General features: G+C 31.0%; 24 protein-coding genes. 21 read left to right on the top strand and 3 right to left on the bottom strand.

Annotation, left to right across the window (positions count from 1 at the left end; all coding sequences use genetic code 11):
* The first annotated feature begins 25 nt into the window (after positions 1 to 25).
* Genes ABDZ69_RS09760 through ABDZ69_RS09715 form a run of 10 tightly spaced genes read left to right on the top strand, consistent with a single transcriptional unit; the run spans position 26 to position 6,280 of the window.
* Entirely contained in the window at positions 26 to 325 is a 300-nt protein-coding gene (locus ABDZ69_RS09760; RefSeq protein ID WP_343769170.1) for a BMC domain-containing protein, read from the top strand.
* Complete coding sequence (locus tag ABDZ69_RS09755; RefSeq protein WP_343769168.1) at positions 318 to 665, top strand: BMC domain-containing protein; 348 nt, start codon at positions 318 to 320, stop codon at positions 663 to 665. Before ABDZ69_RS09760 ends, ABDZ69_RS09755 begins: the two co-directional genes overlap by 8 nt.
* A gap of 13 nt (positions 666 to 678) precedes the next feature.
* Positions 679 to 951: a BMC domain-containing protein gene (locus tag ABDZ69_RS09750; protein ID WP_343769167.1), complete on the top strand. Its 273-nt coding sequence runs from the start codon at positions 679 to 681 to the stop codon at positions 949 to 951.
* A 30-nt stretch (positions 952 to 981) separates the two neighbouring features.
* Positions 982 to 1,257 (top strand): BMC domain-containing protein, encoded by a 276-nt coding sequence (locus ABDZ69_RS09745; RefSeq protein WP_425544633.1) that lies wholly within the window; start codon positions 982 to 984, stop codon positions 1,255 to 1,257.
* A gap of 13 nt (positions 1,258 to 1,270) precedes the next feature.
* A complete protein-coding gene (locus ABDZ69_RS09740) occupies positions 1,271 to 1,933 on the top strand; it encodes a phosphate propanoyltransferase (RefSeq protein WP_343769165.1) in 663 nt (220 codons plus the stop codon).
* A gap of 15 nt (positions 1,934 to 1,948) precedes the next feature.
* Entirely contained in the window at positions 1,949 to 2,203 is a 255-nt protein-coding gene (locus ABDZ69_RS09735; protein WP_343769163.1) for a EutN/CcmL family microcompartment protein, read from the top strand.
* Between the two features lie 30 nt (positions 2,204 to 2,233).
* Positions 2,234 to 3,373: an ABC transporter substrate-binding protein gene (locus ABDZ69_RS09730; protein WP_343769161.1), complete on the top strand. Its 1,140-nt coding sequence runs from the start codon at positions 2,234 to 2,236 to the stop codon at positions 3,371 to 3,373.
* A 13-nt stretch (positions 3,374 to 3,386) separates the two neighbouring features.
* Complete coding sequence (locus tag ABDZ69_RS09725) at positions 3,387 to 4,718, top strand: CoA-disulfide reductase (protein WP_343769160.1); 1,332 nt, start codon at positions 3,387 to 3,389, stop codon at positions 4,716 to 4,718.
* Between the two features lie 15 nt (positions 4,719 to 4,733).
* Positions 4,734 to 5,567, top strand: a complete 834-nt coding sequence (locus ABDZ69_RS09720) for a CoA transferase subunit A (protein WP_343769158.1) — start codon at positions 4,734 to 4,736, stop codon at positions 5,565 to 5,567.
* Positions 5,567 to 6,280: a CoA-transferase subunit beta gene (locus tag ABDZ69_RS09715; protein WP_343769157.1), complete on the top strand. Its 714-nt coding sequence runs from the start codon at positions 5,567 to 5,569 to the stop codon at positions 6,278 to 6,280. The genes ABDZ69_RS09720 and ABDZ69_RS09715 overlap by 1 nt, the downstream gene beginning before the upstream one ends.
* A gap of 66 nt (positions 6,281 to 6,346) precedes the next feature.
* Here ABDZ69_RS09715 and ABDZ69_RS09710 read toward each other — a convergent pair whose 3' ends face one another.
* A complete protein-coding gene (locus ABDZ69_RS09710; protein ID WP_343769155.1) occupies positions 6,347 to 6,754 on the bottom strand; it encodes an FMN-binding protein in 408 nt (135 codons plus the stop codon).
* Between the two features lie 544 nt (positions 6,755 to 7,298).
* Here ABDZ69_RS09710 and ABDZ69_RS09705 point away from each other — a divergent pair.
* From ABDZ69_RS09705 to ABDZ69_RS09660, 10 genes are all read left to right on the top strand, one after another.
* Positions 7,299 to 8,420 (top strand): hypothetical protein, encoded by a 1,122-nt coding sequence (locus ABDZ69_RS09705; protein ID WP_343769153.1) that lies wholly within the window; start codon positions 7,299 to 7,301, stop codon positions 8,418 to 8,420.
* Between the two features lie 76 nt (positions 8,421 to 8,496).
* Positions 8,497 to 9,591, top strand: coding sequence for an FAD:protein FMN transferase (locus ABDZ69_RS09700; RefSeq protein WP_343769151.1), 1,095 nt, complete (start codon positions 8,497 to 8,499; stop codon positions 9,589 to 9,591).
* A gap of 170 nt (positions 9,592 to 9,761) precedes the next feature.
* Positions 9,762 to 11,738 carry a sensor histidine kinase gene (locus ABDZ69_RS09695; protein WP_343769150.1) on the top strand — a complete coding sequence of 659 codons (1,977 nt, stop codon included), beginning with the start codon at positions 9,762 to 9,764 and terminating at the stop codon, positions 11,736 to 11,738.
* 82 nt (positions 11,739 to 11,820) lie between these two features.
* Positions 11,821 to 12,867 carry an ArsR/SmtB family transcription factor gene (locus ABDZ69_RS09690; RefSeq protein ID WP_343769149.1) on the top strand — a complete coding sequence of 349 codons (1,047 nt, stop codon included), beginning with the start codon at positions 11,821 to 11,823 and terminating at the stop codon, positions 12,865 to 12,867.
* A 6-nt stretch (positions 12,868 to 12,873) separates the two neighbouring features.
* The gene (locus ABDZ69_RS09685) at positions 12,874 to 14,106 is read left to right on the top strand and encodes an MFS transporter (RefSeq protein ID WP_343769147.1); all 1,233 of its coding nucleotides are present in this window, start codon (positions 12,874 to 12,876) and stop codon (positions 14,104 to 14,106) included.
* On the top strand, positions 14,096 to 15,211 hold the full coding sequence (locus tag ABDZ69_RS09680) for a metallophosphoesterase (protein WP_343769145.1): 1,116 nt from the start codon (positions 14,096 to 14,098) through the stop codon (positions 15,209 to 15,211). The genes ABDZ69_RS09685 and ABDZ69_RS09680 overlap by 11 nt, the downstream gene beginning before the upstream one ends.
* 230 nt (positions 15,212 to 15,441) lie before the next feature.
* Entirely contained in the window at positions 15,442 to 15,624 is a 183-nt protein-coding gene (locus ABDZ69_RS09675) for an alpha/beta fold hydrolase (RefSeq protein WP_343769143.1), read from the top strand.
* A gap of 301 nt (positions 15,625 to 15,925) precedes the next feature.
* Positions 15,926 to 17,164 (top strand): hypothetical protein, encoded by a 1,239-nt coding sequence (locus ABDZ69_RS09670; protein WP_343769142.1) that lies wholly within the window; start codon positions 15,926 to 15,928, stop codon positions 17,162 to 17,164.
* A gap of 1 nt (position 17,165) precedes the next feature.
* Entirely contained in the window at positions 17,166 to 17,384 is a 219-nt protein-coding gene (locus ABDZ69_RS09665; protein ID WP_343769140.1) for a (2Fe-2S)-binding protein, read from the top strand.
* Positions 17,385 to 17,403: 19 nt separating this feature from the next.
* Positions 17,404 to 17,826, top strand: coding sequence for a DUF3785 family protein (locus ABDZ69_RS09660; protein WP_343769138.1), 423 nt, complete (start codon positions 17,404 to 17,406; stop codon positions 17,824 to 17,826).
* A gap of 41 nt (positions 17,827 to 17,867) precedes the next feature.
* On the opposite strand, the gene ABDZ69_RS09655 is transcribed toward ABDZ69_RS09660, so the two are convergent.
* Entirely contained in the window at positions 17,868 to 18,641 is a 774-nt protein-coding gene (locus tag ABDZ69_RS09655; RefSeq protein WP_343769136.1) for a 3'-5' exonuclease, read from the bottom strand.
* A 102-nt stretch (positions 18,642 to 18,743) separates the two neighbouring features.
* The gene (ytaF, locus tag ABDZ69_RS09650; RefSeq protein ID WP_343769135.1) at positions 18,744 to 19,361 is read right to left on the bottom strand and encodes a sporulation membrane protein YtaF; all 618 of its coding nucleotides are present in this window, start codon (positions 19,359 to 19,361) and stop codon (positions 18,744 to 18,746) included.
* Positions 19,362 to 19,561: 200 nt separating this feature from the next.
* On the opposite strand from ytaF, the gene ABDZ69_RS09645 reads away from it, so the two are divergent.
* Positions 19,562 to 21,274, top strand: a complete 1,713-nt coding sequence (locus ABDZ69_RS09645) for a sigma-54 interaction domain-containing protein (RefSeq protein ID WP_343769133.1) — start codon at positions 19,562 to 19,564, stop codon at positions 21,272 to 21,274.
* The last annotated feature ends 135 nt before the right edge of the window (positions 21,275 to 21,409 follow it).

Here is a 21,409-nt window from a genome sequence, read left to right as displayed (position 1 = left end):
ATAGTTAAGCTTTGAGGTGAAAACAATGCATAAATCTATGGGAATTATTGAAACCATAGGATACACTGCTGCACTTAGAGCAGCAGATATGATGGTTAAAATGGCTTATGTGGATGTGGTTCGTATGGAAAAGATAGGCTCTGGCCTTGTATCCACAATAATTGAAGGAGATATTGAGTCTGTGAAAATTGCCTTAGAAATAGGTTCGGAAGCAGCTCAAAGCACAGGAGAGTTAGTTGCAGCACATGCCATTGCAAAACCTTTGTTTAGCTTTAATAAAAATGAGGTTTCATTGAAGCAAGGTGGAGATGATACAAATGAGTAAATATGAGGCAATTGGAGTAGTTGAAGTTAGATATTTTACTACAGCCTTAAAATTAGTTGATAATATGTGTAAAACCTCAGAGGTAGAGCTTTTAGCTAGTGAGAATAAACTTGGTGGAAGACTAGTTTCTTTAATAATTGGTGGCTCCATTAGCAATGTAGAAGCAGCAATAGAGGCGGCAAAACTTGGATGTGAAGAAGAACATCTTAAGGCTGCAATTATTATATCAAGACCTCATGAGGAAATAATGAAATTTATTGTTAGAGATAACGATGCTATAGAAACAATTGAAACAAAAGATTTAAAAGTAAAAAAGAAAACAAAAAAAGGTAAAAATTAAGGAGGAAAAAGAAATGAATTCAATTGGTATGATAGAAACAAGAGGACTTACAGCAGCAATAGAGGCAGCAGATGCAATGCTTAAAGCAGCAGGAGTTGAAATAGTAGGAACGGAAAAAATAGGCTCAGGACTTGTTACTATAATCGTTAAAGGTGAAGTTGGAGCTGTAAAGGCAGCTTTAGAAGTTGGTATAGAAGCAGCTCAAAGAGTAGGCGAGCTAGTAGCTTCTCACATTATACCAAGACCACACAATGATATAGTGAAAATATTGCCAGCTATAAAATAATTACTTTTAATATAAAGGGAGGAATTTATAATGAACGGTTCATTAGGAATAATTGAAACAAGAGGATTAACAGCAGCAATAGAGGCAGCAGACGCAATGCTTAAAGCAGCAAATGTAGAGGTTGTAGGAACAGAGAAAATAGGCTCAGGACTTGTTACTGTAATAGTAAAAGGCGATGTTGGAGCTGTAAAAGCAGCTGTTGAAGTAGGAGTTGAGGCAGCTCAAAGGGTGGGAGAATTAGTAGCTTCTCACGTAATTGCAAGACCTCACGGTGATATAGAAAAAATATTACCAATGATAAAATAAGTGGTGAAGAATAATGAATATGCTAAAGAAAGAGGAAACTGTTAACTATATAACTGAATTAGTGTTAAAAGAGATTTTGGCTCAAGGATTGACACTAGAACAAAACAAAACTAAAATCCCTGTTAGTATTTCTGCAAGGCATATCCATTTAAAAAAAGAAGATTTAGAAATGTTATTTGGCTCTGGTCATGAATTGACCAGAGTCAAGGACATATCTCAGCCAGGTCAATTTGCAGCAGAAGAAAAGGTAACCTTAGTTGGGCCTAAAGGGAAGATAGAAAATGTTAGAGTACTTGGACCTTTGAGAAAAGAAACCCAAATAGAAATAAGTATAACGGATGCAAGAACTTTGGGAATTAAACCTGTAGTAAGGGATAGCGGAAATGTAGATGGAACTCCAGGATTAACTATAATAGGACCTAAAGCTACGTTACAACTAGAAAAAGGATGTATAGTAGCTCAAAGGCATATTCACATGACCCCAAAGGATGCCGTAGAATATGGTGTAAAAGATGGACAAAAAGTTATGGTTAAATGCTTAAATGACCGTGGAGGAATATTTGATAATGTATTTGTAAGAGTTAGAGAGGATTACGCCCTAGATATGCATATAGATACAGATGAAGCTAATGCTTTTTCTATTGGCAATGGGGAAATCATGGAAATACTTAAATAATATGGAGGTTTACTTATGATTATTGGAAGAGTTGTTAGTACTGTAGTATCCTCAAGAAAATATGATAGTCTTCAAGGTTTGAAGTTTTTAGTAATAGAACCCTTCTATGGCAAGGACAAGGAATGTTTTATTGCTGCAGATGTAATTGGTGCAGGTATAGGGGAGCTAGTATTAATAACTACAGGAGAGCCTACAAAGTATGCACTTCATAGGGAAGCTCCTGTGGATGCTATAGTAGTAGGAATATTAGATAAGGAACCTGCAATATAACTAAAAGGTTATGGGTTAGGAGGATAAAAGGTGAAGAAGTTTCTTAAGGTTTTGGCAGTGGCAGATCCAGCAGTTTATGTTTATAAAAGCGAAGACTATGGTATTCTGTCTAATTTTAATGAGGATTTTGATGTAGATTTTGAAATTGTACCCTGGGAACACTATTATTCATCTATGATGGAAGCCTTTGAAGGCAAGAAAGAATACGATGTAGTTATGGTGGCAGGACATCTTTGGTTAAAGGACTTTGTAGACAAGGGGTATTTAGCTCCTGTAGATAAAAATTACGGTGATGATTATGAATACGAAGATATACTACCTATAATAAGAAAAGAAATTGAAATAGATGATGTTCAATTCCTATATCCTTCCTTTTGCGATGGACACATAGTATTGTATAGAAAATCTATAGTAGAAAAACTTTTAGGAAAAAAACTGCCTAAGGTTATTACAACAGATGAACTAATAGATATGGCAGCTATGTGCAATGGTGTAGACGGCATGAGAGGAATAGCTCTTAAAGCTCACCCTAGCGAAATATTCTTAGATTTCTTGCCTTATTTAAGAAATGAAGGTGTAGATGCAATAGATGAATTTAACATCCCAAGCTTTAATAACCTACAAGGACTAAAAGCGTTGAAAAAATATATGAGCCTTAAAGCCTTTGCTCCTATTGATACTGGAAACTATGGGAATGATGGAGTAAGAGAAGCCTTTCAGAAAAAGCAGGTGGCATGTATAACAACTTGGGGAGGACAACTAGGAGTAGTTTTAGGAGAGGAATGTTTAGACAGGGAAGATATAGGCTTTGCTGCTTTAAAGACCTCATGGAACGTAACCTGGAGCTTTGGTATTAATGCTAAATCTAAAAACATGGATGAGGCTAACAGATTTTTAAGATATATTACTTCAAAGTCTGTAGACAGATATGTTGGAGGATATGCGGGTTCTCCTGTAAGAAAATCTACTTACCTTAAGGATAGAGAGGTTTATAATTGGTACGATATACATTTAGAGCTTATAGAAACCTATGCAAAACCTCTTTCTAAAATTAATAATGCTGGAGATAAATTTGGAGTGCTATATGATAACCTAAGCAAGGCATTTTCTAATGGCATGTCTCCAATAGAAGCATTGAAGGATGCAGAGGAGAGAATTTTAAAACTATAAGGAGGTGCACCTGGTGAAGGTTATAGTTATAGGAGGAGTAGCGGCAGGAATGTCAGCGGCTTCTAAAATAAAGAGAATGGACAAAGATGCAGAAATAGTGGTTTATGAAAAAGGAAGCTTCTTATCTTATGGAGCTTGTGGTCTGCCATATTACGTAGCTGGAATAAACGATGACTATACTAAAATGATTGCAAGAACTAGAGAAGAATTTGAAAAGACAGGTATTAAAACTAACCTAAGACATGAAGTAGTAAAAATAATACCAGAACAAAAGCAAGTATTAGTAAAAGACTTAGAAAATAAAAAGCTTTTTATAGATAGTTATGATAAACTTATGATTTCTACGGGAACAACTCCAATAGTACCTCCTCTAAAAGGTAAGGATTTAAAGGGAGTTTATGTTTTAAAAACTTTAGAAGATGGAATGATACTTAAAAAAGCTGTAGAGGCATCTGACGTACAAAATGTAGTAATCGTCGGAGGGGGATATATAGGTATAGAGGTAGCAGAAACCCTAAAACATACAGGTAAAGATGTAAGAGTTGTAGAGTTAGCGCCTAGAGTATTACAACCTTTTGATGAAGAAATTACAAACATGGTAGAAGAAATCATGGTTCAAAGCGGTATCAAACTTAATTTAACAGAAAAAGTAGAAGAAATCCTTGGAAGCGATAAAGTAAAAGGGGTAAGAACGGATAAAGGTACTTATGAAGCAGATTTAGTAGTGCTTGCGATAGGAGTTAGACCAGCTACGGATTTTGTAAAAGATTCAGGAATAGCTTTAGGAAGAAACGGCGCTATTATAATAGATAGAGAAATGAGAACTAATATTTCAGATATATATTCAGCAGGGGATTGTGCAGAGGTTTATCATAAAGTAAAAGAGGAAAATGCATTTATACCTCTTGGAACAACTGCAAATAAATGCGGAAGGATAGCTGGAGAAAACATATTAGGCAAACATAATAAGTATGTAGGGACTTTAGGTAGTGCGGCAATAAAGGTTTTAGACTATGAATTAGGTAGAACAGGATTGTCAGAAAAAGAAGCTATAGATTTAGCTATAGACTATAAAACGGTATTTGTTAAAGCCTTCGATCATCCACCGTATTACCCAGATCCAACACCTCTTTGGATTAAATTAATTTATGAAGAAAGAAGTGGAAGGATACTTGGAGCTCAAGCTATAGGTAAAAAGGGTGCAGTGTTAAGAATAGATATGTTTGCCATAGCTATTCACAACAATATGACAACATCAGATTTAGGAATGACTGACTTATGTTACGCTCCTCCTTTTGCAGGGGTATGGGATGCAGTGCATATAGCATGCAATGCGGCAAAATAACGGAGGGAATAAATTATGAAAAACAAAGTAATAACATTACAAGAAGCAGCGAGTTTAGTTAAAAATGGTGATACCGTTGCCTTTGGAGGAAACGTTCTTCATAGGGCACCTATGGCATTTACGAGAGAATTAGTGCGTAAGGGTAAGAAGAATTTAAAGGTAATAAAAACTGCAGGGGCTCATGAAGTGGATCTTTTATGCGCCACGGATTGTGCAGAAAGTGTGGATGCAGGGTTTATAAGCTATGAAACAGAATATGGATTAGCTACTCATTATAGAAAAGCTGTTGAAGGTGGAAAAGTTAAGGGGAATGAACATGCTTGCTATACTGTAATAAGTGCATTAAGAGCGGCAGCTTATGGAATTCCTTTTATGCCAGTTAAAGGCTTAAAATATGGTGATTTATTTACCTACAATGACTATTTTAAAATGGTAGAAGATCCTTTTGGTGGAGAACCTGTAGCTTTAGTTAAGGCTATAGTTCCTGATATAGGAATAATTCATGTTCAAGAATGTGATGAGTTTGGTAACTGTAGAATATATGGACCTAAATTTGACGATGTACTTATAAGCAGGGCGTCTAAAAAGGTTATTGTAACTACAGAGCAAATAGTTCCATCTAGCAAGATGAGCAGCAATCCAGAGTTAGTGGATGTACCAGGTTTTTTAGTACATGCAGTAGTTCATGTGCCAAATGGAGCATCGCCTTGCTCTTGCTATAAAAAATACGACATTGATAAAACTATTTTATCAAAATTTATAACTATGAAAAAACCTGAGGAAATACAGACCTATGTTGATAGTTATGAGAACAAGGATAGAAAAACTATTGGGAGGGGGATGAGATAATGAGAATTAGTGATATAATGACCTGTGCCATAAGCAGAATGCTTAAGGACGAAGAAAAGGTCTTTCATGGAGTATCTTCCCACATGCCTATGGTAGCTATGATGCTCGCTCGCAGTATGCATGCCCCAAACTTAGTACATTTAAATATTCCAGGAGGAGTAAATCCAAAATCCATAAAGGATTCTTATTATTCCTCCGCAGGAGCAGATTTATGGAGTACTTCAGAAGCTAGCTTTCCATTAGCAGAGGTTTTTGATCTTTCTATGAGAGGGGAACTAGATGTAGCCTTCCTAGGAGGAATTCAATTCGATGTCAATGGAAATGTAAATGCTTCTGTTATAGGTAATTACAACAAGCCTAAAATAAGGCTGCCAGGTGGAGCGGGAAGTGCGGTGCTCATACCTACAGCAAAAAAGGCTATAATTTGGAGAACTAAACATGACAAAAGAACCTTTGTAGAAAAGGTAGACTTTGTAACCACTAGGGGAAACCTATGGAAAATAGTAACTCCACTATGTGTATTTGAATTTAGAGATGGCAAGCTATGGCTAGATAGCATACATCCTACATCTTCTTTGGAGGAAGTTCAGGAGAATACAGGATTCAAATTAAATTACACTGAAATAAAGTATACTCCAGAACCTACTAAAGAAGAGCTTATGATGCTGAAAAAAATAGATCCTTACGATTATAGAACTAAGGAATTTGAATAGAATTATTGGCAAGAAATTAAAGTAAAAGGTGGCAAAATATTTTTAGCCACCTTTTACTTTAAAAAATTATTTATTTTTAGCTTGATCTAAAGCTTTCTGTACTGCCAGTTTCCAATTTTTTGAGCTAACAGTAGCCCCAGAAATAGTATCTACATCATAACTTTGTTTATCTATCATTTTCTTAGCCATATCTAGTCTATATTGTTTTAAGTTAGGATATATTTTACCGTTTTTCTCTTGTCCTGTCCAATCATCGTAATTAAGTTCTTTTCCTTCTTTATCTAATCTTTTTAAGTTTATATCTGTAATTTTATCGTTTTTAATAATTACTACTGCTTCCTCTTGACCAAACTGCCAAGGTTCGCCTTTTACTGTATAAGTACCATCTTTATATACTTTTCCTCCAGCGGTATTGCATGCAAATAGTGATAAGGTAGCAAATACGCATATTAATAAGTATAAAATTTTCTTCATAAAATTAACCTCCTTATAATGATTAAACTGTAATCTTAAAGATATATTATAGTTATGAGTAAAAGTGTTATCTTTTATTCAATAATAAATGACTTTAGTAATAAAAATTTATATAAAATAAATTTAAAACGGATATTAAAAAAACAATCTTTACATTATGGTGTCCTTCGGTTACGGAACTTAGGGCTGTCTATTAAAATTAGAAGTCAAACTGAGATAATGAATGTAAAGAAATATTGTTAAAATTTATATTAACATTTATGGTTGATGTTGGAGTAAAATCGCTGATTTTATTTATAATTCTATTTTTAATCGTATTTTTTAAAATCGAATTTTAGCTTATTTTAGACAATGTAAGCGAAAATAAGCTAAAAAAATTCTTTTGTCTAATATTAATGTATTGTAAGACTGAACATTATTTAATAATAAATATTTGCATTTAAAAAAAATCACTCAAATGGTATTGTTTCTTTATTAACAATGTGTTAAAATATACTTGTATTTTAAATTAAAAAGTTGTTCATTGAAGGGATGGAGGGTAAATATGAAAAAATCATTATCAATTTTAATAGCTACTGTGCTTAGCTTATCATTATTTGCTGGATGTGGTTCAAAAACTGAACCTAAAAAAGAAGGAGAAAAGGCGCCAGTTACAGACACTAAGAAAGATGAGGCTGGAATAGCAAAACTAGGTCTAGGACTTATCACAACAATAGGTAAATCAAAAGATTTAGGCGTTGACAAGAATGGTAAAGAAGTTTTACCAGTTGGACAAGTTGACACAGTTATTGTTGCAGCTGGTTTTGACAAAGATGGAAAAATAGTTAAAGTAACTATTGATACAGCACAAACAAAAGTAAACTATGAAAAAGATCTTAAAATTAAGTCTGATGTAAAAGCTCCAATCAAAACTAAGGTTGAGCTTAAAGAAGATTATAAAATGAAGGGTTCTTCAAAAATCGGAAAAGAATGGTATGAGCAAATTGCTGAATTAGAAAAATGGATGATTGGTAAGACTGTAGAAGAAGTTAAAGCAATGAAGGTTAAAAAGGTTGACGATAGTCACACTCAAGTTCCAGATATAGCTGAACTTACATCAACAGTTACTATAGATGTTGGTGGGTATGTAGCTGCTTTAGAAGAAGCATATAAAAATGCTGTAGAAATTAAAGAAGGAGCAGTAAAAGTAGGTCTTGGTAATGAAGTGTCAATGGCTAAGTCAAAAGCTCTTGGCGTAGACAAAAACGGTAAAGAAGTTCTTCCAGTAGCTCAAGTTGATACAACTGTAGCTGCAACTGCATTTGATAAAGATGGTAAAGTAGTTGCTACTATAATAGACGTTGCTCAAACAAAAGTAAACTTTAGCAAAGAAGGTAAAGTTACTTCTGACAAAACTGTTGCAGATGTAGCTTCCAAGAAAGAACTTAAAGAAAAGTATAATATGAAGGGTTCTTCAAAGATAGGAAAAGAGTGGTTTGAACAAGCAGCTGAATTTGAAAAATGGATGGCTGGAAAATCAATAGAAGATATAAAAGCTTTAAAAACTAAAAAAGTTGATGATAACCATACTCAAGTACCAGATGTAGCTGAATTAACATCAACAGTTACTATAGATATCGGTGGTTACAGAAATGCTGTTGTAGAATCACTTGCAAACGCAAAATAATTGTAATAAAATATAAACATATCAAATCCCTCACTTTAAGTGGGGGATTTTTAATTACACATGCTAGGAGGTAACAATGAGAAAAATAACAAGTGCATTAATGATAATATTATTTTTAATACTTCCTTTTTCAGGATGTCAGAAAGCACCTAAAAATGAATACACTAAATATACAAATAGTTTTTTCGACACCTTTGACACTTTAACCACAGTAGTAGCTTACACAAGAAGTGAAGAGGAATTTAATTCTTATATGGAAAAAATTCATGCAAGATTTCAAGAGCTTCACAAACTTTATGATATTTATAATGATTATGAAGGAGTAAATAATGTAAAGACAATAAATGATAATGCAGGTGTAAAACCAGTAAAGGTTCATAAGGATATAATAGATCTTATTGTTTTTGCAAAGGATTGGTATAATCGTACAGGCGGAAGGACTAACATAGCTATGGGGTCGGTTCTTAGCATATGGCACGATTATCGTGAAGAGGGTAGAGATACTCCTGAAAATGCAAAATTACCTCCTATAGAAGATTTAAAAGAAGCTTTGAAATATACGGATATAAATAAAGTAATAGTTGATATTGAAAATAGCACAGTTTTTCTTTCAGATAAAAGAATGACTTTAGATATAGGGGCGGTAGCAAAGGGTTTTGCAACAGAAATAGTAGCAAAAGAAATTATGGCTGCAGGGCTTACCTCAGGAATTATAAGTTCAGGAGGTAATGTAAGGGCCCTTGGAAAACCTCTTGACGGAGTTCGTGAGCGTTGGGGTGTAGGAATACAAAATCCAGATAGATCAATAGTATCTGAAGAAGAGAAAAATTTAGAGACTATTTTTCTTAATAATGCATCTGTAGTAAGCAGTGGCGATTATCAGAGATATTATATTGTAGAGAATAAAATTATTCATCATTTAATAGATCCTAAAACTCTCATGCCAGGGGAGTATTATAGAGCAGTAACAGTGGTGACAGAAGATTCAGGAGTAGCAGATTTTTTATCTACTACAGTTTATTTAATGCCTTATAAAGAAAGCCGCGCTTTGGTTGAAAGCGTAGAAGGAGTAGAGGCCTTATGGGTTATGCATGATGGAAAGATAGAAGCTACAGAAGGAATGAAGAAAATAATGAAGAGTCAAGGTGCATCTGGAGGGAAGGAAAAATGATGCATTAAAAAAATTACCATCGATTAATTCGGTGGTAATTTTTTTTTAATAGGGGAATATACTGCGAAAAAAAGGGTGAATATTGCGATAATTTTAAAGTGAAATATGACAAAATATGTATAATTTAGCATGTTGAAAATGGTAAAATATTATTAAAAGGGGAGGATAATATGGATTATATAAAAATTTACTATAGTAAATTTAAGGAGCCATTAATACTTTTATCAATATGCATTTTGACTTATTTTATAAGCAGGATTAACTACCTATTATTTCATAGTATTATTGAACTAAGTACAGTTATTTTTGGATTAACTCTTATGATTATAGTATTTGCTACAATAAAGGTATCAGAAAATAGTAACTTAACTTTTTTAGGTATATGTTACGGCTTTATAAGCTTAATAGATATTTTTCACATTTTTACCTATAAAGGTTTAGGAATTATTTTAACAGATACAAATACACCAATCCAATTATACGTAAGCGCAAGATATTATGAATGCATAGTGCTTATGCTATCAGTAAAATATATCAATAAAAAATTTAACATTAAAAGCTTAGTAATATTGAATACAATATGTACAATTTTTATATTATTAGGAATTCTTGTCTTTGATTTTTTCCCTAAATGCTTTGTTGAAGGATATGGATTGACTAATTTTAAAATAGTAAGTGAATATATAATATCCATTGGATTGTTTATAGTTATTTTTTTATACATAAAATCTGAAGATGAAATAACTAAAGGTAATAAAAAGTTATTTATTACTGCACTTTTATTAGAAGTATTAAGTGAATTGACTTTCAATTTATATATAGATGTATATAGTATAGCTGATTTTTTTGGGCATATTTTAAAATTCTTATCCTATTATTATTTTTTTAAGGTGTTATTGATAAATTTAATAATTAATCCTTATGATATGCTTTTTCAAAAGTTAAATAAAAAGACCGTAGAATTAGAAAAAAGCAATAAATATTACAAAAGATTGATGAACTTTATACCTGATGGAATAGTGGTTTTAGATGAAGATAAAATAAAATTTGGCAACAAAAGATTTTGCGAAATGCTCCAAATAAAAGATAATAAAGATATAATTAATTCTAGTATTAGTAAGTTTATACATAGTAAATATCACGATTTGTTATATAAGAGACTTAATGAAAAGGATAAAAGTATTTTATTAAATCCAGTAGAGTATGAGTTTATAAATGAAGGTAACAAAATATTTGCCGAGACATCCTCTTTAGCTATGAATGGAGAAGATAGAGAATATTTAATTGTTGCCATAAGAAACATTACAGATAGAAAAAATGCAGAGAAGACAAAGGAGTTACTAAGAGAAAAGAAAAAAGAAGAAGAAATAAAGAGCAATTTTTTTGCAAACATTTCTCATGAATTAAAAACTCCAATTAATGTTATTTATTCCGCTGTCCAATTACAAAACAATTACTTACATAAGTTAGATAAAGAATCAATTGGCAAGTATAATAAAATAATCGATCAGAATTGCCTAAGACTTATAAGGCTTATTAATAACTTAATTGATATAACAAAAATAGAAACAGATTTTTTTAATCCTATAATGAACATAGAAAATATAGTGGCTATTGTTGAAGATATTACCTTGTCCGTTGTTAGTTATGTAGAAAGAAAAAATATAAGTTTAATATTTGATACAGAAGAAGAAGAGATATATGTAAGATGCGACAAAAATTTAATAGAAAGAATCATGCTTAATGTACTATCTAATGCGTTTAAATATGGTAAGGAAAGTGGAAACATATATGTTTCAATATGGAGTAATGATGATATTGTGACAATTAATATAAAAGATAATGGCGTAGGGATACCAGAGGATATGCAAAGTAAAATATTTAGTAGGTTTCAGAAAGTGGACAAGAGTTTATCGCGAGATAATGAAGGAACTGGCATAGGTTTATCCCTTGTAAAGTCTCTTGTAGAGCTGCAAGGGTGGAATATAAGACTTAGGAGTAAAGTTGATTATGGAACAGAAATCTCTATATCATTTCCCATTGAAAAAGAATGCTTAGAAATTGCTGCAACTATGGAAGAACCAATTAATTATGAAAAAAATATAAGTAGAGCAATTGAATTAGAATTTTCCGATATATACTATTAAATTTAATTTTATAAAATCTATTCGATAAATATTGAATCTGTTATTCGATAATGATAGAATAAACAGTGAAAGGATGGGTTTTATGAAGGTACTTAATATTAGTTCCAGTACAAAAATAACTTACGAGGTCCATATGAAATACTCTATTTTGTGGGAGTGTGCCTTAGGAATAGCAGCATCTACCTACGATGAGCTGCATCACACTCTTGAAAGGTCAGCAGAGTATTGGAAGACTACCATAGGAAAGTTAAGTCCAGATATTAAAGAAGAACTGATGTATAGTAGAAAAAATAACACATGGAAAACCTTGCTTCAATTGTTATGTATAAAGGATTTTAAAAACTTAGATCACTTTACGGACTACATTGAAAATTTAAAAGAAGAGGAGCTAAGGTTTTATTCAATCCCCTTTTTAGGATTAGCAAATGAAGAAAGTAGAAAAAAGGCCTCTTGTGGAGATGAATTAGCTAAGCTTCAGTTAATCAAAGCCTCATCAAATAATAAGTTTTTTCCAAGTTACATAGAATTCATTTATAGTGTGACCTTTTATGAACTTAAAGAGCATTTAGTGAAACTAATGAGGGGATGGTATGAGGCTGTAATTAAACCAGATGAAGAATACATACTATCAATTTTAAAAAGAGACATTGAAAGTAAAGGTGGAATGCTTAAAAGCCTCACTCCTGAAAAATTTGTTGAATGGGTTACTGGGGGAAGAGTATATTTGCCAGAACCAACTATATCTAGTGTTTTACTTATTCCCCAGTATATTTATAGACCTTGGATTGTTGAAGCTGATGATATAAATACGAAAATATTTTACTACCCTGTAAGCGATGAAAGTATACATAGTGTTAAAGATGCGTATGTTCCAGACCTTGCTTTGATACAAAGCTATAAAGCTCTTGGAGATGAAGCTAGACTTAGAATTGTAAAATTTCTCTATGAAGGAGATAAAACTTTACAGGAGCTAACGGATAAATTAAACCTTGCAAAGTCAACTATTCATCATCATTTAAGTATGTTAAGAGGGACAAAACTTGTAAAAGTTGAAGAATCTAAATATCACTTGAATAAAGAATTTCTTTTTATGATAGAATCTGAGCTTAAAAGCTATTTAGAAAGATAATCATATATGGTTAATAAAAATCATTTTTCAAGGCTTGCTTCTATCTATAAATTAATGGTGGGAAACTTAATTTCATTCATAGGAGATCAGATTTATATTATTGCAATACCTTGGATAGTTTATAACATCACAGGATCAATAACACAAATGGCTACTATTACTGCAATAGGTAAAATTCCTAATATGTTTCAGCCCATTTCAGGGGTTTGGGTAGATAGATTTAATAAAAAGAAGCTTTTATTAGTATGCGATGCCCTAGAAAGCATATTGGTCTGCTCCATGGGTTTTTTTTATCTATGGGAGAAATTAGAGCTACCGTATATATATTTAATAACTATAATTTCAGGGTTTTTATCACAAATTTATAATTCAGCTAAGTTTTCTGTTATTCCTTTATTAGCTAAAGAGGATGACTTGCATTATGTAAATTCTTTGGATTCAGGAATTTATAACATGGGAATATTAATAGGGCCTTCTATAGGAGGACTGATAATTTCAGCTTTTAACCCAGGATACGCTTTAATTATTAATGGAGTAAGTTTTTTAGGTACTTTAGTAGCGGTTTTATTTACAGAGATTTCAGAAGAATCAATAGATAAAAAAGCTAGGCACTTAAAATATTTAAAAGAAGATTTAAAAATGGGCTTCAATTTTGTGTTTAAAACACCTAGCTTATTATATACTAATACTGCGCTAATTTTTTCGTCACTTGGAACCACATTGTTTTTAACCGTTATGTTTTTTTACCTTAGGAGTATAGTTGGTTTAAATGCAAGTGAAGTTGGAGTATTGTTATCTATAGGTGGTGTAGGTGCCATACTAGGATCACTGCTTACCAATCATTTAATAAAATATATTTCTCATATAAAGATTATAATTCTTGGTATGCTTTTGGGAGGTAGTTCAATTGTAATCTTTGGAATTGCAAGAAGCTATATGATGTTAGTATTGAGTAATGCATTAGGTACCTTTGCAGTGTCCTTGATTAATCCTTGCGTAACAACCATCAGACAATCTGTAACACCTAAATATCTTTTAGGAAGGGTTCAAGCTACAAGCAGATTTATTACATGGATACTTATACCTATAGCTGCCTATGCTGCTGGAGTGATGTCCGATTTTTGGGGGAGTTCTACTACCATAGTAATCGGTGGAATAATACAAATGACTTCTTCATTGATATTATTTAAAATAGTAGATTTAGAAATATTTAAAGGAGATAGCAGTTGTGAATTATAAAATTTTACTCATAATTTTAGCATTTTTATTTATATACTTTATGGCTAACTTTTACGTTGGTGCTAGTATATTTAAAGGGGTAAATACAATACTTACATTGAGCCCTAAAGTGTTTTGGCCTATATTTTGGATAATTGCTTTTTCTTATATTATTTCAATGCTACTATCTAGGTTCATGCCAAGTACTATTAATAATATACTTTATTTAGTAGGAGTATATTGGATGGTAGCTTTAGGCTATTCATTGATATTATTTCCGATTATACATTTTTTAAAATGGGCCTTTGGGGCTAACTCCACTGCTCTAAATTATATTGTAATAAGTCTAGTAATTATTTTTTTCATGTTTGTAGGAATATACGGTACATATAATGGGAGTAATTCTTACGTAAACGCATTTAACGTATCAAAGAACAACAAAAATGTCCCTTCCTTGAATATAGCTATGATTTCTGATATTCACCTTGGAAACTTAATTGAAAACAAGAGGCTTGCGAGAATGGTGGAAGAAATTAATGAGCTTAATCCAGACTTAGTTATTATTGCTGGAGACATAGTTGATAGCGACATTAAACCCTTTGTTGATAAGAATATGGCCTTAGAATTTTCTAAGATTAAATCAAAATATGGAACCTATGCAGCTTTAGGAAATCATGATTTCATGGGAGGTCATGGAGATGTGATTACTGAAGAACTAAAGAAAGCTGGAGTTCATGTTCTTAGAAATGAAGCTTTTCTTGTAGAAAATAGCTTTTACGTAATAGGGAGAGATGATGTATCCATAAAGAGGTTTAAAGGAGAAAGACCTAGCTTAGAGGACATTGTAAAAGACTTAGATAAATCTAAGTTTAAAATAGTAATCGACCATACACCAACCTCAATAATAGAAAGTGAAGAGATGGGTATAGATTTGCATTTTTCAGGCCATACCCATAGAGCTCAAATGTGGCCCTTTAATTTTATTACAGGTAGATTATTTGAAATAGATCATGGATATTTGAAAAAAGATAATCTTCAAGTTGTAGTTTCATCTGGGTATGGAACCTGGGGTCCTCCAATAAGAATTGGAAGCAGGAGTGAAATAATTATTATAGACATAAAATAAAGTTATTTGTCACTAAACTAATTTTGGTGACAAATAACTTTTTTAATTGAGTCTGGAATATTTTGATAATAATATATATAGGTAATATTATTGATAATTACTTAGGGGAGAGGTGTAATAAAATGATACAACAGTATGATATTAAGACAGTAGAGATTAGCAATTGAGAGGTTAGCGGATATAGGGAGACAGGCTTTGGTGAGGAAACGATTTTATTAATTAACGGCAATATGACCTCATCAAAATGTTGGGATTCATTAAAGGATTTTAGTGAGGATGTAAATGATTTTTGCGAAAAACTCCAAATTAAAAATGCCATTACAGTAGGATGGTCTACAGGTGGCGGAGTATCTATGTATTTAGCTTACAATTATTATTTAGCAGTTCAGAAACGGGAAGCGTTTATGCATTAGCGGCTTTAGAAATCATCATTATATTTAGAACTAGCAAAATAAATAATAATCTTTGGACTTATTATGTTGTTTTTGGGGATTGCCACTATCCTTTCCAATTAAGAAGAAATTTATAAAAAATTTAAAACTCAAAAATGGTAGTAATAGAATAAAATTTTAAAAAAGGTTAGTAAAATTACAGTCTGTTTTTTCATAGGGTTTTAAAAAAATCAGTTTAGAAATATAAGCTTTGAAAGTTTTCGTGAACACTAATATAATAAAAATAAGAAGAAAATAATTATGTAGGGGATTTATTTTAGATATGATTAATTTATATAGAGATATTTGGTGGGAGGCTAGTACAGAATTTAAATTACATAGGAAAGCTAACACTTATATAGAAAAAATTTTAATAGAAACAAAATTTAATACATTTATTGATGATATAATAAATCATATAGAGAGCTTTCCTTTGGAAATAGAAAAACGTGAGGAGTGGAAAAGGAAGGGGAATGAATATATTGAAAGAGCTATCTTAAAGGAAGATACTTTTAAAATTGGAATAATAGATTATCAAATGAAGAAAAAATTCTTTAAAGCAACTAAAGACTTTATAAAAGAATGCAGAGAATTTGATAATGATATCGATTATGAAGATATAGGTCAAGCTATGAGAAATGTGTGGATAATAGCTATTTTTCAAAAGATTATAGGGGCTGATATTAAATTTACTAAGGCCATTTTTGGATATAGTATGCTTTATCCTTACACTGACAATTATTTAGATGATCCTTCAGTCAGTATGGAACATAAGAAAGATTTCAATATAAGATTATCAAGAAGATTAAAAGGTGAACCTATTATAGGTGTTAATTCACATGAGGAAAAGGTTTATAAATTAATAGAGTGTATTGAAGCAATATTTAAGAGGGAAGAATATAAAAAGGTGTATGAAAAACTATTGCTTATACATGCAGGCCAAATAAAAAGTTTAAGTCAACAAGAGACAGTAAGTATTCCATATGAAAAGGATATACTAGGTATATCTATTGAAAAAGGAGGAGCTTCTGTTTTAGTAGATGGCTATCTTATTAATGGTATGCTGACTAAAGATGAAGAAATATTTGCCTATGGATATGGATTCTTGCTTCAGCTTTGCGACGATCTCCAAGATGTAAAAGATGATTTGAAAAATAGTCATATGACTTTAATGTCGCAATTGGCTGGAAAATATTACTTGGATGTAATTACTAATAAGTTAATAAACCTTACTATAAAAGTAGTAGAGGATGCAAAGTGTTTTAGAGGAGATAATACTCAAGAACTGAAAAATCTAATAAAAAACAATTGTATAATCATGATACTTTTTGCTATTGTTAATAATAGAGATTTTTATTCTAAGGAATATATAGATTTAGTAGAAAAATCTTTGCCTTTTACCTTAGAATATATAGATACTATTAAGAGCAAGCTAAAAAACAAAATTGATATATTAAAACCTAAATATTGCAATGTTGCATTAGAAGATATAATATTATATTTAATTGACATGGAGGTATGAGATGGAAAATAATATAAGTGAAGAAATTATGGATAAACTAAAAAAAGTATGTGTGTGTAATAATATAAATAGAGCTACTATAAAAAAGGCAATAAAATCTGGGGCAACTACTGTAGAGGAAATAAAGAAAGTTACAGGGGCTGGCACTGGAGCTTGCAAAGGAGCTAGGTGTTTACACACTATAGAAAATATTTTAGAAGATATGAAGAATCAAAAGTAAAATTTTAAGGAGATGGGTTATGGACAATTATAAATTTATATTTAAAGACAAGGAATATAATCTTTCAAGTGAAAATTGTGATTTTATATTCTTAGATGATGAAGAAAATGAAATTACAGGCATAGATTTAGGCAAAATTAGGAGACTTTTAAATGAAAGCAACAAAGTAGAATTTGACTTATCCTATTATAAAGAGCCTTGCATGGAATGTAAAAATGGAATAGCAGAAAAGCTTAAGCATTTTAGATTTTTAGAGTATAGTTTTTATATTTTTACTAAAAACAATGAATATGTAATAAGTAATATATCTAAGGAATTTGAACATACAAACTTTACACAACTCTTAAGAGAGGGAAAAGTTGATAATAGTTATGTTTTAATGATAATAGTATGTGAAAGTTGCGGAACTTATTCCATTGAAATAGAACAATGCGATATGTAGTTTAAGTTTAAAAAAATCCCTCATAGAGGGATTTTTTATATCTATACGTTAGTATCTGTCTTCTGTTCTTTAAAAAATTGACCTGTCTTTCCCATTATGTAGGCTAATTTAATGATAGATATTTCCTCTTCAGTCATTTCTCTTTTAAACATTTTTTCAAATTGTTTTATTAGGTTAAAGGTATCTATGGTTCCTTTAGAGGAACTATTTCTATCTGAATACCTTCCTATAATATTGTTATATATTTTAGGTTTCATTTCATTATTATAAATTTTTTTAAAAACCTCTGCTGTATAGTAAGCATCATTGAAAGCGTCGTGAAACAAAGCATTACTTTGAATGTTTAATAAAGTTACAGCTTTACTCAAGCCAATATTACTTCCACGTGGAAAATTAAAATATTTAGAAGCATATTGTTGAACGTTTATATATTTCTTGGGAATTGATGAAGTTTCTAATTTATAATACTCTGCATTTCTAAGAAATTCTTTTATGTCAGCCATACCCCAAATGCAAAAAATACTTTTAGCATCTATAAACTGAATAAATTCTTTATACGTCTCCTTAAAAGATACCCCAGTACTTAGTTGTTCCATTGTTATATTAGTAATTTCTTTTACATAAGGATGAATTCTAGTATAGAGTTCAGGTCTAACTATTTTATTAAAGGTTGAAATTGTGTTAAGATTTGTATCCAGTTTTACTGCTCCAATTTGAATTATTTCGAAAGGGCATTTGGGGTTTGCCTCATCATTTTGTCCTTCTTTGAAATTATAATATTGGTTAAACTCTAAATCAAAGATAATGTAATTCATTTTTACCACCTTTTAAAATAAATAGTATAACTTATTATATACAAGTATTAATTATAATATCAAAAAACTACTCTGAAAGCCAATAAGCTCCAGAGTAGTTTTTTAAATTAATTTTAAGACAGATAAAACTATTAAAAGTGTTCCCGACAACCAAGACAAATTAACCTTAGATTTCTGTGCAAACTTTTTTCCTAAAAAGAGTCCTGAAGGTATGGCAACCATTCCTAAAATCAAAGAAAATACTATCACTTGTACATAGTTGATATTACCAAGACTACTCCCAAAGCCTACAGCTAAGGAATCTAAGGAAAGGGCTGTTGCAAGATACAAAGCTTCTTTTGAGCTAAGGTCCTTTGAATTGTTGAAATCTGCTTTTGTTTCATCCACATATATATCCACTATAATTTTAAGATTAAATAAATTTACTCTTAGTTTTTTATTCCAGTTTTTATCTAAATAATTCTTAATAATGCCTTCAAATAAGTAATATATACCTAATAGCATTAAAGCTAGAAAACTAATACGAGAGGTTACATTGGGTGATATTATTCTCTTAACTAGGCATCCTAAGAAAAGAGATGTTGCTAGAAAAGATGAACAAACCATATTAATAATAATTATAGATTTATAAGGTATCTTTATTTTATTTGCACCATAGGCAATACTAGCTACAAATCCATCTAAAGATAAAGCCAATACTAATAATATAGATTCAAACATTTAAATGCTCCTTTACTTAAGTTTTACTATTACTATATTATTCCTTTTTGATTTATTGGGTACAAATTAAATTACAGTCTCCTTGAAAGCTGTTAATATATACAATGGTTTTGAAGTGTGATAATATTCAGTATATATTGAATAGTTAAAGTGTGATATTAAAAACTATCATTCACAAATATATGATTGGGGGAAATAACATGGATTATAAGATACTTGGTAAGCTATTAGCTGAATATATTATGGGTATAGCTATACTTAATGAAGATGAAGAAGTTTTGTGGTCTAATGGTGTTGTGGAAAGTATTTGTGGGAGTAGAAATATAATAAATAAAAAGTTTTCAAATTTACTACCAGTAAATTTAAGGGACATTATAGGTTGTTATAAAACCTTTAAATCCTCTGAAGAAAATATTTATAAGTTTAAAGCTTCATATATTAAAGAAGAAAAAATTTATATAATTTATATAGATGAGTTAACTGACTTTAACAATAAGGATATAAAGATATATTGTTTAGAAAAAATTATTGAGTCAATAAGTGACGGAGTTATACTAAGCGATCACTATGGAAAAGTCATGTTATATAACAAAGCGCAAGAAGCCCTAGAGGAATTATCTTCAGAAGAAGTAGTGGGCAAATATCTATGGGAAGCCTATGATTACAATCCAGAGTATAACCCAGAGCTGGCCGAGCATAGAAGGGTATATAAAACTAGAGAGCCTATAATTGAAAAATATAAAGCCCATGCATATAAAAATGCAATCCCAAAATATTTATCATATAGTACATATCCTATAATAAAAGACGGAGAAGCTATAGCAGTGTATTCTATTAGTAAAAATGAGACAAGCCTTCAAAGTTTACTTTCGGAGACTATTGAATTGAAAAGGCAATTGTTTAGTAAGGGCGAAAAAAAGGAGCAAAAATATCAAAGTAATGGTACTACATATACTTTTGCTGATATAGTGGGGGATAGTGAAGCTACCAAAAATGTTATAAAAGAATCCCAAACCGTATCGTTATTAAGTAATACAATACTCATAGTAGGTGAGACAGGTACTGGGAAAGAGGTATTTGCACAAAGTATACATAATTTTGGTAAAAATAAAGATGAGCCTTTTATTGCTATAAATTGTGCTGCAATCCCTGAAAATTTACTAGAAAGTATACTTTTTGGTACTGTTAAAGGAGCTTATACAGGAGCTGTAACACAAAGTGGTTTATTCGAGGATGCAAGAAGAGGGACCCTTTTTTTAGATGAGCTTAATTCGATGCCTATTTCAATGCAATCTAAACTTTTGAGAGTGTTGCAGGAAAAAGTGGTTCGAAGAGTAGGAAGTTCTAATGTAATTCCAATACAATGCCGTGTAATTAGTGCAATAAATGAAGATCCTCAAAAACTTATTGAAGAAGAGAGGATGAGACAAGATCTTTTTTATAGAATTTCAGGACATTGTATATACCTACCATCCCTTAGAGAAAGAAAAGAGGATATAATATGTATAGGGGAATTCTTTATTAAAAAATATAACGATATGCTAAATAAAAACATAGAGACTTTTTCAAAAGAGCTTAGAGAGATTATATTAAGTTATAATTGGCCAGGTAATATTAGAGAACTGGAGCATTTTGTTGAAAATATGATGGTTAGAACGAGAGAAAACAAAAGGGAACTTAATATTGATGATATTCCTAGATATATAAAAAATGTAATCTCAAAGGGTACAACCATTAAAATGTCAGAAAGCCAAGAAAGTACTTTGCCAGAGACACTTAGAACTATTGAGAGAAGATTAATTATAGATAGTTTAAATAAGAATTCGTGGAACTTGACTAAAACTGCAAAAGATTTAGGCATTATACGTCAAAGCCTAGAGTATAGAATAAAGAAATTGAATATAAAAAGGTAGATAATAAAAAAAATTGCTACTGCATAAATTTTATGCAGTAGCAAAATTTTTTGTTGCTAATTTTTAAAGGATTTTAAAAATGGTGCATAAAATTTATGCATAAGTTCTTAGGATTTCGTAAAAATATAAGGATTA

The sequence above is a fragment of the Clostridium malenominatum genome, from assembly GCF_039521365.1.
GTDB classification, from domain to species: Bacteria; Bacillota; Clostridia; order Clostridiales; family Clostridiaceae; genus Clostridium_AW; species Clostridium_AW malenominatum.
Note: the sequence above shows the minus strand (reverse complement) of the source record. Positions and strands in the feature narration are given on the sequence as shown.

What these genes read in the sequence shown, in the direction of transcription:
- ABDZ69_RS09760 (WP_343769170.1), top strand. Translation starts at nt 26, where the DNA reads ATGCATAAATCTATGGGAATTATTGAAACCATAGGATACACTGCTGCA.
- ABDZ69_RS09755 (WP_343769168.1), top strand. Translation starts at nt 318, where the DNA reads ATGAGTAAATATGAGGCAATTGGAGTAGTTGAAGTTAGATATTTTACT.
- ABDZ69_RS09750 (WP_343769167.1), top strand. Translation starts at nt 679, where the DNA reads ATGAATTCAATTGGTATGATAGAAACAAGAGGACTTACAGCAGCAATA.
- ABDZ69_RS09745 (WP_425544633.1), top strand. Translation starts at nt 982, where the DNA reads ATGAACGGTTCATTAGGAATAATTGAAACAAGAGGATTAACAGCAGCA.
- ABDZ69_RS09740 (WP_343769165.1), top strand. Translation starts at nt 1,271, where the DNA reads ATGAATATGCTAAAGAAAGAGGAAACTGTTAACTATATAACTGAATTA.
- ABDZ69_RS09735 (WP_343769163.1), top strand. Translation starts at nt 1,949, where the DNA reads ATGATTATTGGAAGAGTTGTTAGTACTGTAGTATCCTCAAGAAAATAT.
- ABDZ69_RS09720 (WP_343769158.1), top strand. Translation starts at nt 4,734, where the DNA reads ATGAAAAACAAAGTAATAACATTACAAGAAGCAGCGAGTTTAGTTAAA.
- ABDZ69_RS09715 (WP_343769157.1), top strand. Translation starts at nt 5,567, where the DNA reads ATGAGAATTAGTGATATAATGACCTGTGCCATAAGCAGAATGCTTAAG.
- ABDZ69_RS09710 (WP_343769155.1), bottom strand. Translation starts at nt 6,754, where the DNA reads ATGAAGAAAATTTTATACTTATTAATATGCGTATTTGCTACCTTATCA.
- ABDZ69_RS09705 (WP_343769153.1), top strand. Translation starts at nt 7,299, where the DNA reads ATGAAAAAATCATTATCAATTTTAATAGCTACTGTGCTTAGCTTATCA.
- ABDZ69_RS09700 (WP_343769151.1), top strand. Translation starts at nt 8,497, where the DNA reads ATGAGAAAAATAACAAGTGCATTAATGATAATATTATTTTTAATACTT.
- ABDZ69_RS09695 (WP_343769150.1), top strand. Translation starts at nt 9,762, where the DNA reads ATGGATTATATAAAAATTTACTATAGTAAATTTAAGGAGCCATTAATA.
- ABDZ69_RS09690 (WP_343769149.1), top strand. Translation starts at nt 11,821, where the DNA reads ATGAAGGTACTTAATATTAGTTCCAGTACAAAAATAACTTACGAGGTC.
- ABDZ69_RS09685 (WP_343769147.1), top strand. Translation starts at nt 12,874, where the DNA reads ATGGTTAATAAAAATCATTTTTCAAGGCTTGCTTCTATCTATAAATTA.
- ABDZ69_RS09675 (WP_343769143.1), top strand. Translation starts at nt 15,442, where the DNA reads ATGACCTCATCAAAATGTTGGGATTCATTAAAGGATTTTAGTGAGGAT.
- ABDZ69_RS09670 (WP_343769142.1), top strand. Translation starts at nt 15,926, where the DNA reads ATGATTAATTTATATAGAGATATTTGGTGGGAGGCTAGTACAGAATTT.
- ABDZ69_RS09665 (WP_343769140.1), top strand. Translation starts at nt 17,166, where the DNA reads ATGGAAAATAATATAAGTGAAGAAATTATGGATAAACTAAAAAAAGTA.
- ABDZ69_RS09660 (WP_343769138.1), top strand. Translation starts at nt 17,404, where the DNA reads ATGGACAATTATAAATTTATATTTAAAGACAAGGAATATAATCTTTCA.
- ABDZ69_RS09655 (WP_343769136.1), bottom strand. Translation starts at nt 18,641, where the DNA reads ATGAATTACATTATCTTTGATTTAGAGTTTAACCAATATTATAATTTC.
- ytaF (WP_343769135.1), bottom strand. Translation starts at nt 19,361, where the DNA reads ATGTTTGAATCTATATTATTAGTATTGGCTTTATCTTTAGATGGATTT.
- ABDZ69_RS09645 (WP_343769133.1), top strand. Translation starts at nt 19,562, where the DNA reads ATGGATTATAAGATACTTGGTAAGCTATTAGCTGAATATATTATGGGT.